Origin of the sequence: Amycolatopsis bullii (assembly GCF_014654205.1) — a bacterium.
Lineage (GTDB): Bacteria > Actinomycetota > Actinomycetes > Mycobacteriales > Pseudonocardiaceae > Amycolatopsis > Amycolatopsis plumensis.
The window spans coordinates 43,304-54,126 of the sequence record NZ_BNAW01000060.1; the positions used below are offsets into that span (position 1 = coordinate 43,304).

The following is a 10,823-nucleotide window of genomic DNA, read 5'->3' on the forward strand; positions in this document are numbered from 1 at the left end:
GAGATGTTACTCGCTGGTAATTGGCCTCGATAGTGCCACGGGCACCACCGGATGCCCAGACGGAATCGAGTCAGTACGGCTCAAGTCACCCGCTCGGCGAAGGCCGCTTCACTCGCCGAAATTGCCGTCCACCAGCTCCTTCGCCTTCTCCAGGGCGGCGGAGGCCTGCGGCCCGCGCGCCCGGACGCGGATCCGGTCGCCCTGGCGCGCGCCGAGCGACATCAGGGCCAGGACGCTGTGGCCGTCGGCCTCCTGGTCGCCGAGCCGCACGGTCACCTCGGCGTCGAACTCGCTGAGCGTGCGCACCAGCACCGCGGCCGGCCGGGCGTGCAGCCCGACGTCGTTGCGCAGCTCCAGCTCGACCTCGGCGGCGTCGGCCGGGGCCTCGGCGGACGGCGCCAAGTCCTCCGGGATCCCGGCCGTGGCGGCGGCTTCGGCCACGGCCCGGCGATCCTGCCCGGCCTGCGCGGCGACCGCCGCCGCGATCGCGCCCTCGACCAGCGGGCCGTCCGCGACGATCGCGGCCGAGGGGTCGGCCAGCGATTCGACGGCGAGTTCGGCCGTCATCTGCGCGCTGCCGAGGTCGTAGAGCAGCACGACGCCGTCGCCGGAGTCGGCGCGCTGGGTGGCGGCGACGACCTCGTCGTAGTCCGTGCCGATCGAGCCGTCGGAGAGACCGCCGGCCGGCAGGATGGTGACGTCCGGCGCCATCTGGGCGGCGAGCTCGGCCAGGCCTTCGGCGAGCTTCGCGCTGTGCGACACGAGCACGATTCCCACGCTCACCGGGCGGCCTCCGCGAACGCGCGCAGCAGCAGCGCCGACGAGCGGGCGCCGGGGTCCAGGTGTCCCACGGCCCGCTCGCCGAGGTAGGACGCCCGGCCCTTCCGCGGGACCAGATCCACTGTGGACTCCGCGCCGGTGTCGGCCGCGTCGGCCGCCGCGGTCAGCACCGCGGCGACGTCCCCGCCGTCGCCGGCCGCCTTCTCCGCGGCCGCCACCGCGGGGATCAGGGCGTCGACCATGGTCGCGTCGCCGCCCACCGCCTTGCCGCGGGCCTGAACACCTTCGAGACCGGCTCGCAGCGCGTCCAGCAACGCCGGGACGTCGAGGCTGCCGGCGGCGCCCAGCTTGGCCGAGGCACGCAGGAAAGCCGTGCCGTACAACGGACCCGCGGCCCCGCCGACCTTGGAGATCAACGTCGTCGCGACGAGCTTGAGTACCCCGCCGGGAGTGTCCGGAACGGCGGAATCGAGCGACGCCACGACGGCCGCGAAGCCGCGGTTGAGGTTCTCGCCGTGGTCGCCGTCGCCGATCGCGCGGTCGAGGTCGATCAGCTCCACGCGGTGCTCGGCGACCACCGCGGCGGCGGCGCGCACGGCCGTCGCGACCCCCTCGGCCGTGCACGCCATCAGAGCCCCCACCGCAGCGCCGCGGTGTTGACCGGGGCGTCCCACAGCTCGGTCAGCTCGTCGTCCAGTTTCAGCAACGTCAGACTCATCCCCTGCATCTCGAGGCTGGTGATGTACGGGCCGACCAGCCGGCGCTCGACCACGATCCCACGGTCGGCCAGCAGCCGCTCGGCGATGCCGTGCGCCAGGTAGAGCTCGACGAGCGGGGTGCCGCCCATCGAGTTGGTGAACAGCAGCACGCGGTCGCCCGAGGCGAACGGCAGGTCCGAGACGACCGCTTCGACCATCCGCGCCACCAGCGCGTCGGCCGGCTCGGCCGGGATCCGCTCGCGGCCGGGCTCGCCGTGGATGCCGATGCCGAACTCGATCTCGTTCTCGTCGAGGTCGAAGCTGGGGGTGCCGGCGTGCGGCACGGTCGGCGCGGTGAGCGCGACGCCGATCGACCGGACCTGGCCGATCACCTTCTGCGCCAGTGCGGTGACCGCGTCGAGCGAGTCCCCGCGCTCGGCGGCGGCGCCGGTGATCTTCTCCAGCAGCACGGTGCCGCCGACCCCGCGGCGGCCGGCGGTGTAGGTCGAGTCCTTGACCGCGACGTCGTCGTCGATCACGACGCTGCGCACCTCGAGGCCCTCGGCGGCGGCCAGCTCGGCGGCCGTCTCGAAGTTCAGCACGTCACCGGTGTAGTTCTTCACGATGAGCAGCGCGCCCGCGTCGCCGGTGGTCGCGGTGACCGCGGCCTGCACCGCGTCCGGCGTCGGCGAGGTGAACACCGCGCCGGGCACGGCGGCGGCGAGCATGCCCGGGCCGACGAAGCCGCCGTGCAGCGGTTCGTGGCCGGACCCGCCGCCGGAGATGACGGCGACCTTGCCCGCGACCGGGGCGCCGGCTCTGATCACCACGTCCGGGTCGTACTGGACGCGGAGGATGTCGGCGTGCGCGGCGGCGAGCCCCCGCAGCGACTCGGCGACGACGTTCGCCGGATCGTTGATGATCTTCTTCACGGCAGCCTCCGGCGCATCGGCGGGTGGGGTGCCCCCTTCCTACCTCTCCGCGCCGCCCGCCGCCAGATCAGGGTTTGGGGAGCTTCGTGACCACGTTCTTCGCGACGGTCACCGCCTTGCCGCACGGATCGCCGTCGTCGTCGCCCTGGTAGTCCACCTGGGCCAGTTCGACGTCGTCGCCCTGCCACGGCCGGTGCTGCCACTCGACCCTGCACCGGGCCGAACCCCCGGTCGCCTGCTTCTGGAAGCCGGTCACGCCGTTGCCGAGGTCCACCTTGGAGTTCCCGTCGCCGACGAGCGGGGGCAGGCCCGGCCGGAACCCGACCGTCACCGACGGGCTCCGGTCCCGCCACTCGCACGAGTGCAGGCCCGAGAGCGCGGGCTTCGCCGCCGTGACGACGGAGGTCACCACCGCCGCGTCGGCCATCGCGCACGGATCGGCGGTGAGCACGGTGCCCGCGGGGGTGGCGTACTTCTCCGGCGAGCTGTGCAGCTTCCGGACGACGGCCTCGGCGAACGTCTGCCCGGGACGGCAGGGGTCGGCGGCGTAGGTGACCGACACTTCGACGGCCACGTCCGGGTTCAAAGCCGTCATGACGGCGACCGTGCAGTCGGTGTCGCCGGTCTTGTTCACGCGCAGCGGCAGCCCGCCGACCGCTCCGGTCGTCTTGTCGGCGCGCGGCGGCAAGGTGCTGCCGATCTCGAGCTCGAGCCGGATCTCCTTGCCACCCGGGTCCTTCACCTTGTTCCGGCAGGTGTCGAAGGCGATGGTCGACGGCGACGGGTCGTCCTCGACCGTGCCGAGCCCCAGCGGGCCGAGGGCGGCCTTGGTCAGGAACTGGCACGGCTGGATCGTGCGGAGCACGTCGGCCGCGACGGCGGGGTCGGTGATCGGGCCGTCGGCGACCTGGCCGGAGCCGGCCGCCGCGGGCACCGTCGTCCGGGCGAAGTTGGACTTGCCGAGGTCCGGCCCGCACGCCGTCAGCGGCAGCGCGAGCGCGGTGACCAGCAGGAACAGCTTCGGGAGACGGCGGCGCCGAACGTCTGGGGACACGCGATGCACGGTAGCGGCACCTTCGCGCCGCTGTCCGGACAACCCGGCTATTCGCCCGCGACCGCCGGTGTGTCGCCGGTCTCCGTCGTGGTCTCGGCGGGCACGACCAGCGGCCGGACCAGCGCCCAGGTGACGAACAGCGCGGCGACCACCAGCATGCCGATCCCGGCCCACAGGTTGATGTTGACGCCGGCCGCCTTATTGATCTCCTCGTCGGAGGTGAAGCCGATGCCCATGACGGTGAGGATGACGCCGTAGACGCCGATCAGCAGGGCGATGATCAGCCGGATGTCGAAGGCGCCTGCCTTGTGTGCGCGCGGCTGCGACTCGGTAGCCATTCCGACCTCCTAGAAGATGGCGTTCAGGGCGATGGTCAGGACGAGCACGATGCCCGCGAGCAGGCCCGGCTTGCGGTACCAGCCCGCGTTCTCGCCGGTCGAGTCGTGCTGCCGGGTTTCCTTCGGGGTGAGCGAGTAGACGAGGCCGACCAGCTCTTCGTCCGGCTTCGGCTTGGTCGCCAGCGAGACGACCACGCTCACCACGATGTCGACCACGAAGGCGACACCGGCGGCCACGAAGCTGGTGCCCTGGCCCTCCAGCCCGATGTACCCGGCCTGCGAAAGGCCCCAGATCGTGATCGCGGAGGCCGTACCGAGCACCAGGCCGCTCCAGCCGGCGTGCGGGGTCATCCGCTTCCAGAACATGCCGAGGATGAACGTGGCGAACAGCGGCGCGTTGAAGAAGGAGAACAGGTCCTGCAGGTAGTTCAGGATGTTGCCGGAGTTCGACGCGATGAACGCGGTGCCGATCGCGAGGATCGTGCCGGCCGACGTCACGATGCGGCCGAGGTTGAGGTAGTAGTGGTCCGGCTTGTCCTTTTTCACGTACGTCTGCCAGATGTCGTACGTGAAGACCGTGTTGAACGAGCTGAGGTTCGCGGCCATACCGGCCATGAACGAGGCCAGCAGACCGGCGATGGCGATGCCGAGCATGCCGTTCGGCAGCAGGTCCCGCATCAGCAGCAGGAGGGCGTTGTTGAAGGTGACGCCGCTTTCGGCCTTGCCGCCGTCGAGCAGCACCTGCTTGTCCTTGACGTACTCGGACACGGTGACCGCGGCGATCATGCCGGGGATGATCACGATGAACGGCACCAGCATCTTCGGGAACGCGCCGATGATCGGCGTGCGCCGCGCGGCGGACATGCTCTTCGACGCCATCGCGCGCTGGACCTCGACGAAGTTCGTCGTCCAGTAGCCGAAGGAGAGCACGAACCCGAGGCCGAAGACGATGCCCAGCACCGACAGGAAGCTGTTGCCGAAGCCGGTCAGGTTGTCACCGGGCCACGAGTGCAGCTGCGCGGTGCCGCCCGGGCTGTTGGTCACCTTGTCGACCAGGCCCTGCCAGCCGCCGACCTTGACCAGGCCGATGATCGTCAGCGGCACCAGCGCGATGACGATGACGAAGAACTGCAGGACCTCGTTGTAGATGGCGGCGGAGAGGCCGCCGAGCGCGGTGTAGGAGAGCACGATCGCGGCGGCGACGATGATCGACACCCACAGCGGCCAGCCCAGCAGCAGGTTCACCACGCTGGCCAGCAGGAAGAGGTTCGCGCCGGCGATGAGGATCTGGGCGGCGGCGAAGCTGATGCCGTTGACCAGGTGGGCCGGCTTGCCGAAGCGCCGCCGCATGAACTCCGGGACGCTGCGGACCTTGGAGCCGTAGTAGAAGGGCATCATCACGATGCCGAGGAACAGCATCGCCGGGATGGCGCCGATCCAGAAGTAGTGCACGGTCGGCAGGCCGTACTGGGCGCCGTTGGCCGACATGCCCATGACCTCGACCGCGCCGAGGTTCGCCGAGATGAACGCCAGGCCGGTGACCCAGGCGGGCAGCGAGCGGCCGGACAGGAAGAAGTCGAGGCTGCTCGACACCTGCCGTCGCGCCAGGTACCCGATGCCGAGCACGAGCGCGAAGTAGAACGCCAACTCGATGTAGTCGATCGCGCTTGCGTCGAGTCGCAGGTTCGCATCGGCTAGGACGAGCACCCGACCCACCTCCGGCCATGATTCTTGAGAACAGCACGAGTCAAACAGGACAACAACCGACAGGAATCACCACCATCCCGTCGGATGCGGACAGTACTGCATGGATTCAGGGTCGGCACGCTGACGTGTCCACAATGGCCTGAGGGCGCGCCTCCCCCGGTCACCACCAGGGGAAACGCGCCCTCAGTCCACGCGCCGCGGGAGCGGCCGGGCTCAGCGGTCGGTCGGCACCGCGATCTCGCCGTCCTCCTCGATCAGCTTGGCGAGCACCGCGTCGGGCAGGTAGGTCCGGTGCGGGTAGCCCGGGCCCCAGGAGTTGAGGATCGGCACGGCGCCGAGCTCGTCGGCACGCGGGTTGGCGAGCACGGCGTGCACGTCGTCGACCGACTTCGCCCAGCGGAACGCCTTGATGCCCTGCTTGGCCTCGGCGGTGTACTTCTCGCGGGCGTGCCAGTCGTCGCCCTCGTAGGACTCGTCCCACAGGACGTGCCCGGTGTCCTTGAGCACCTCGGCCGCGGCCCGGACCGACGTGCCGTTCTCGTCACCGGGGTTGGTTTCGGGCCACTCGTCGCGCTTCTTGGCCGAGTCCCACAGCCAGCGGGCCGCGTACTCGCTGCCGTTGAAGATCGTCATGCACCGCGACCAGCCGAAGCCGACGCAGGCGCCCTCGTGGCCCTGGTCGTAGAAGGCGTACCAGGCGTCGGTGTCCGGGGTGCCGCCCGGCTCGAGGCACACGCAGTGGCCGCCGCGGATGTGGCCGAGTTTCTTGACGCCGGCCTTCGCGATGAAGAACTCGCCGGACGTCTCGTCCTGTTCCGGCTGGTCGAACGCCGAGTACCAGTTGACGCCGATCACGACCGGCGACCGGGTGGGCCGGTCTTCGTCGGCCAGCGCGCCGAGCGGATACCTTTCCACGTGCCGCCAGTCGTCCGGAATGAACCGGCCCAGGCGCGGGTCGGCCGGGTCGGAACCGAGTGGGCGATAACGCATGACTTCCTCCTTGCGTGCAGGCGAAAATGCGCACACACCGGCCGGATGGCATGCGCACCCCGAGCTCGAAGGCGGACTGAAACGTTGGCACGACGAAGAAAGACGGCCGAGCGCACCACCCTCCGGCCACGCCGGACGCACCGGCGGAACCCCTCGAATCGAGTGTCGCACGACACCGGCGAATAGGATCCCGAACTCACCCGAACAGCGCACAAAAGGCGTTGAAAAAGTTTCTTTCCACTACGCGGTGACCTATCGGGTCAAAGATTTCCTGGCGGAGGAATGATCCTCGAATCAGATACACCGATTACGGCATCGATTCGGTATCGGCCCGGATACCGCCCGTTCGGGCAGCGTCGGGGTCAATTTTTCAACGACACCCGGTCAGTCCGCCACCCGCCGGAAGCGGGGCACACGGCCGGCGGGCGTTTCCACCGTCTCAGCGAACATCACCTTCGGCCGCACCCACAGCCCACGCTCGCCGTACAGCGCCCGGTACACCACGAGTTCCTCTTCGGTCTCGCTGTGCCGGGCGACGCCCAGCACCTCGTACTCGCCGCCCTTGTGGTGGACGTACCGGCCGGGCTCCACATCGGACACGTCAGAACAGCCGGAACTCGTCGGACTCGATGCCGCGGAGCTCGTCGTAGTCGAGGGTCAAGCAGCGGATGCCGCGGTCCTCGGCCAGCGTGCGGGCCTGCGGCTTGATGATCTGGGCGGCGAACACGCCCTGCACCGGCGCCAGGAGCGGGTCGCGGTTGAGCAGCTCCAGGTAACGCGTGAGCTGCTCGACGCCGTCGATTTCGCCGCGGCGCTTGATCTCGACCGCCACCGAACGGCCGTCGGCGTCGCGGGCCATGATGTCGACCGGGCCGATCGCGGTCGGGAATTCGCGGCGGACCAGCGTGTAGCCGTCGCCGAGGGTCTTGATGTGCTCGGCCAGCAGTTCCTGCAGGTGCGCCTCGACGCCGTCCTTCTGCAGGCCCGGTTCCGCGCCCAGGGCCTGGGAGTGGTCGTGGAAGACCTCGTCGATCGAGATCACCAGCTTCTCGCCCTGCTTGTTCTCCACGATCCAGAGCTTGCCGTCCTCGATCAGCCAGCACGGCGGGCTCATCCAGTTCAACGGCTTGTACGCACGGTCGTCGGAGTGCACCGACACCGAGCCGTCGGACTTGACGAGCAGCAGGCGGGTGGCCATCGGCAGGTGGGCGGTCAGCCGGCCGGCGTAGTCGACCTGGCACCGCGCGATCACGAGACGCACCCGAGGAGGGTAGGACAGGGTCGGTGATACTGGGCGGGTGGACCCCATTCAGCGTGTCGCGTCCCGCGAGGTGTACCGGAACAATTGGATGACGGTGCGGGAGGACGAGATCCGCCGCCCCGACGGCTCACCGGGCATCTACGGCGTGATCGACAAACCGGCGTACGCGCTGGTCATCGCCCAGGACGGCGACCGGTTCCGGCTGGTCGAGCAGTTCCGCTACCCGCTCGGCGAGCGGCGCTGGGAGTTCCCGCAGGGCACCGCGCCGGGCCTGGCGGACGTGCCGCCCGCCGAGCTGGCCGCGCGGGAACTGCGCGAGGAGACCGGCTTGCGGGCCGGCTCGATGGTCGCGCTCGGCAAGCTCGACGTCGCCGCCGGCATGAGCAGCCAGCGCGGCTGGGTGTTCCTCGCCACGGACATCACCGAGGGCGAGCCGGAGCGCGAGCACGAGGAGCAGGACATGCGCAGCGAGTGGTTCGCCCGCGCGGACGTCGAGAAGATGATCCTCGCGGGCGAGATCACCGACGCGCAGTCCATTGCCGCCTGGGCCCGGCTGCTGCTGTTCGAGCGGCACCGGCTTTGAGCATGCCCCGGATCACCAGGTGGTGGAACGGCTTGATCAGCGCGAAGTAGGCCGGGCCGACGCGGTTGTGGAAGTGCACGATCGTGCCCAGCCGGAAGCCGCCGGGCACCGCTTCGGCCGTCAGGTACCCGGTCAGGTGGCTGTCGTCCACGCCCGCCACGAGGTACTGCTCCGGATCGCCGGCGCGGACGGTGAAGAACGCGACCCGGTCACCGGGGGCGAACCCGACGTCCTCCGGCCGGAGCCGGCCGGTCCGCGGCACGGACGCCGTGTCGAGCCGCAGCGCCTTGGCGAGCAGGTACCGGACGCCGAAGAGTCCCTTCACCCACCACGGCGACCAGCCGAACACACCCGCGACGAACTCGCGCAGGCTGTTCTCGCTCGCGATCTCCTTGAATTCGGCGTAGTCGGCGCCGTCGAGAAAAGGCTCGGTCATTTCTTTCTCCCCAGTACGAGTTCGAGTGCGCTCTTGAGCTGCCGGCCGGGCAGCGGGGGCACCACCTGCCCCGCGCCGACGACGACCAGGTAGAGGGCCTGCGCGAGGTCGGCGTCACCGCAGATCTCGGTCAGGTAGGCCACGCGGGTGGAGTCCACGCGCTCCTGGACCGCCCTGGCTTCGGCGTCCTGCAGGGCCCACGCCCGGACGGCGATCTCCAGCTCCGGCCCGGCTCCCGGCGCGAGCACGAGATCCAGCAACGCGTTCAGCCGGTCACCTTCCGCCGCTTCGGCCCGCTCCACGAACCGGGTGGTGCGCTCGGCTTCGAAGTGCTCCAGCAGTGCGGTGCGGTAGCCGCCCATGCCCTTGAAGTGGTGGTAGAAGGAGCCTTTCGACAGGCCGAGGCGTTCGGTGAGCCGCTCGATGGTCACCGACGGCGCCCCCTGCTCCGCCAGCAGCACCAGTCCCGCGTCCAGCCAGTCCCGTTTGCTCACCATGGCCATACCATACCGTATGGTACGGTCCGCAGCAACGACGAAGGGCACTTTCCCGTGAAAGTGCCCTTCGGGGATCAGTCGGGCCAGGAGGGCTTGCGCTTTTCCAGGAACGCGGCCATGCCTTCGCGGGCGCCGGGCAGCTGGGACGCCGCCGCCATGACCTCCAGCGCGATCGCGTACGCGTCGGCCTCGGGCCGGTCGAGCTGGGCGTACAGGGTCACCTTGCCCATCGACTTGCTGGCGCGGCTGCCACGCGTCGCCCGCGACAGCAGGTCCCCGACGGCGTCGTCGAGCTGTTCGTCGGGCACCACCCGGTTGATCAATCCCCAGTCGAGCGCGGTCGCCGCGTCGATGACGTCGCCGGTCAGCGCCAGCTCCATCAGGCGCTTCCGGCCGATGGAGCGCGCCACCGGGACCGCCGGGGTGTGGCAGAACCAGCCGCCCTTGCCGCCCGGCAGCGCGAACCCCGCCGACTCGGCCGCCACGGCCAGGTCGCACGACGCCACCAGCTGGCAGCCGGCCGCGGTGGCCAGGCCGTGCACCCGCGCGATGACGACCTGCGGGATCGACTGCATCGTCGTCATCAGGTCCGTGCACAACGCGAGCAGCTCGCGCACGCCCATCAGGTCGCGCGCGGCCACGTCGCCGAAGTCGTGCCCCGCGGAGAACACCGGTCCCGCCCCGGCCAGCACGATGCCGGCCGCGTCGGACGCCCCCGCCGCGCGGAACGCGGCGAGCAGCTCGGCGAGGTGGTCCGCGGACAGCGAATTGCGCCGCGCCGGCCGGTTCATGGTGATCGTGACGGTGTCGCCGTCCCGGCTCATCAGCAGGTGTTCGTACATTCGCCGACCGTAGCCCCTCCGGACCGGAATGTGCGCCGGTAGCTGTCCGGGCCGACGCCGACTTCGGCCCGCATCCGGCGCCGCAGGTTGGCCGCCGTGCCCAGCCCGGACCGCTCGGCGACCCGCTCGACCGGCAGCGACGTCGTCTCCAGCAGCCGCTGCGCGTACCGGACGCGCTGGACGCGCAGCCAGCGCCCCGGCGTGACACCGGTGGCCGCGGCGAACTCGCGGTGGAACGTCCGTTCGCTCATCCGCGCGTGCCCGGCCAGGTCTTCGACGCCGATGCCGTCCCCCAGCCGCGCCTGCGCCCAGTCCATCGTGGACGTCAAGCCGGGCTGGGTCGTCGACGGCGGCAGCGGGGTGTCGACGTACTGGCGCTGCCCGCCCTCGCGCGCCGGTGGCATCACCAGGCGGCGGGCCAGCGTGGCGGCGACGTCGGCGCCGTGGTCGCGCCGGACCAGGTACAGGCAGAGGTCGAGGCCGCCGACGACACCCGCGGACGTCAGGACCCCGCCGTCGTCGGTGTAGAGCACATCGCGCTGCAGATCCGCGCGCGGCGCGACGCGGGCGAGCGCGTCGAGGTCGCGCCAGTGCGTGGTCGCCGGGCGGCCGTCGAGCAGGCCGGCGGCCGCGAGGGTGAACGCGCCGGAGCACAACCCGGCGACGGTCGCCCCCGCCCGGTGCGCGCGGCGCAGCGCCGCGACG

General features: G+C 70.7%; 14 protein-coding genes. 1 reads left to right on the top strand and 13 read right to left on the bottom strand.

Annotation, left to right across the window (positions count from 1 at the left end; all coding sequences use genetic code 11):
- Positions 1 to 108 precede the first annotated feature (108 nt).
- From dhaM to nucS, 9 genes are all read right to left on the bottom strand, one after another.
- Positions 109 to 783: a dihydroxyacetone kinase phosphoryl donor subunit DhaM gene (gene dhaM, locus IE317_RS39025; protein WP_191316394.1), complete on the bottom strand. Its 675-nt coding sequence runs from the start codon at positions 781 to 783 to the stop codon at positions 109 to 111.
- Positions 780 to 1,409 carry a dihydroxyacetone kinase subunit DhaL gene (gene dhaL / locus IE317_RS39030; protein ID WP_191316395.1) on the bottom strand — a complete coding sequence of 210 codons (630 nt, stop codon included), beginning with the start codon at positions 1,407 to 1,409 and terminating at the stop codon, positions 780 to 782. Before dhaL ends, dhaM begins: the two co-directional genes overlap by 4 nt.
- Positions 1,409 to 2,410: a dihydroxyacetone kinase subunit DhaK gene (dhaK, locus tag IE317_RS39035; RefSeq protein ID WP_191316396.1), complete on the bottom strand. Its 1,002-nt coding sequence runs from the start codon at positions 2,408 to 2,410 to the stop codon at positions 1,409 to 1,411. The genes dhaL and dhaK overlap by 1 nt, the downstream gene beginning before the upstream one ends.
- A gap of 67 nt (positions 2,411 to 2,477) precedes the next feature.
- A complete protein-coding gene (locus IE317_RS39040) occupies positions 2,478 to 3,464 on the bottom strand; it encodes a DUF3558 domain-containing protein (RefSeq protein WP_229903149.1) in 987 nt (328 codons plus the stop codon).
- A 47-nt stretch (positions 3,465 to 3,511) separates the two neighbouring features.
- A complete protein-coding gene (locus IE317_RS39045) occupies positions 3,512 to 3,802 on the bottom strand; it encodes a hypothetical protein (RefSeq protein WP_191316398.1) in 291 nt (96 codons plus the stop codon).
- Between the two features lie 9 nt (positions 3,803 to 3,811).
- Positions 3,812 to 5,509, bottom strand: coding sequence for a sodium:solute symporter family protein (locus tag IE317_RS39050; protein ID WP_191316399.1), 1,698 nt, complete (start codon positions 5,507 to 5,509; stop codon positions 3,812 to 3,814).
- A gap of 213 nt (positions 5,510 to 5,722) precedes the next feature.
- Positions 5,723 to 6,499, bottom strand: coding sequence for a hypothetical protein (locus tag IE317_RS39055; protein ID WP_191316400.1), 777 nt, complete (start codon positions 6,497 to 6,499; stop codon positions 5,723 to 5,725).
- A 384-nt stretch (positions 6,500 to 6,883) separates the two neighbouring features.
- Complete coding sequence (locus tag IE317_RS39060) at positions 6,884 to 7,099, bottom strand: DUF1653 domain-containing protein (protein ID WP_229903150.1); 216 nt, start codon at positions 7,097 to 7,099, stop codon at positions 6,884 to 6,886.
- A 1-nt stretch (position 7,100) separates the two neighbouring features.
- The gene (gene nucS, locus IE317_RS39065; RefSeq protein WP_191316401.1) at positions 7,101 to 7,760 is read right to left on the bottom strand and encodes an endonuclease NucS; all 660 of its coding nucleotides are present in this window, start codon (positions 7,758 to 7,760) and stop codon (positions 7,101 to 7,103) included.
- Between the two features lie 37 nt (positions 7,761 to 7,797).
- Between nucS and IE317_RS39070 the strand changes: the two genes are divergently transcribed.
- Entirely contained in the window at positions 7,798 to 8,343 is a 546-nt protein-coding gene (locus IE317_RS39070; protein ID WP_191316402.1) for an NUDIX domain-containing protein, read from the top strand.
- Here the strand turns inward: IE317_RS39070 and IE317_RS39075 are convergent.
- The 4 genes from IE317_RS39075 to IE317_RS39090 form a co-directional block, all read right to left on the bottom strand.
- On the bottom strand, positions 8,279 to 8,779 hold the full coding sequence (locus tag IE317_RS39075) for a DUF2867 domain-containing protein (protein WP_191316403.1): 501 nt from the start codon (positions 8,777 to 8,779) through the stop codon (positions 8,279 to 8,281). The genes IE317_RS39070 and IE317_RS39075 overlap by 65 nt on opposite strands.
- A complete protein-coding gene (locus IE317_RS39080; protein WP_229903151.1) occupies positions 8,776 to 9,276 on the bottom strand; it encodes a TetR/AcrR family transcriptional regulator in 501 nt (166 codons plus the stop codon). Before IE317_RS39080 ends, IE317_RS39075 begins: the two co-directional genes overlap by 4 nt.
- 74 nt (positions 9,277 to 9,350) lie before the next feature.
- Positions 9,351 to 10,118: an enoyl-CoA hydratase-related protein gene (locus IE317_RS39085; RefSeq protein ID WP_191316405.1), complete on the bottom strand. Its 768-nt coding sequence runs from the start codon at positions 10,116 to 10,118 to the stop codon at positions 9,351 to 9,353.
- Positions 10,100 to 10,823, bottom strand: a 724-nt coding sequence (locus IE317_RS39090; protein WP_191316406.1) for a GlxA family transcriptional regulator, incomplete at its 5' end; no start/stop codon positions are given. The genes IE317_RS39090 and IE317_RS39085, both read right to left, overlap by 19 nt.

Coding starts and splice junctions, on each gene's coding strand:
- IE317_RS39085 (WP_191316405.1), bottom strand. CDS start 10,118: ATGTACGAACACCTGCTGATGAGCCGGGACGGCGACACCGTCACGATC.
- IE317_RS39075 (WP_191316403.1), bottom strand. CDS start 8,779: ATGACCGAGCCTTTTCTCGACGGCGCCGACTACGCCGAATTCAAGGAG.
- IE317_RS39080 (WP_229903151.1), bottom strand. CDS start 9,276: ATGGTGAGCAAACGGGACTGGCTGGACGCGGGACTGGTGCTGCTGGCG.
- IE317_RS39045 (WP_191316398.1), bottom strand. CDS start 3,802: ATGGCTACCGAGTCGCAGCCGCGCGCACACAAGGCAGGCGCCTTCGAC.
- IE317_RS39055 (WP_191316400.1), bottom strand. CDS start 6,499: ATGCGTTATCGCCCACTCGGTTCCGACCCGGCCGACCCGCGCCTGGGC.
- dhaL (WP_191316395.1), bottom strand. CDS start 1,409: ATGGCGTGCACGGCCGAGGGGGTCGCGACGGCCGTGCGCGCCGCCGCC.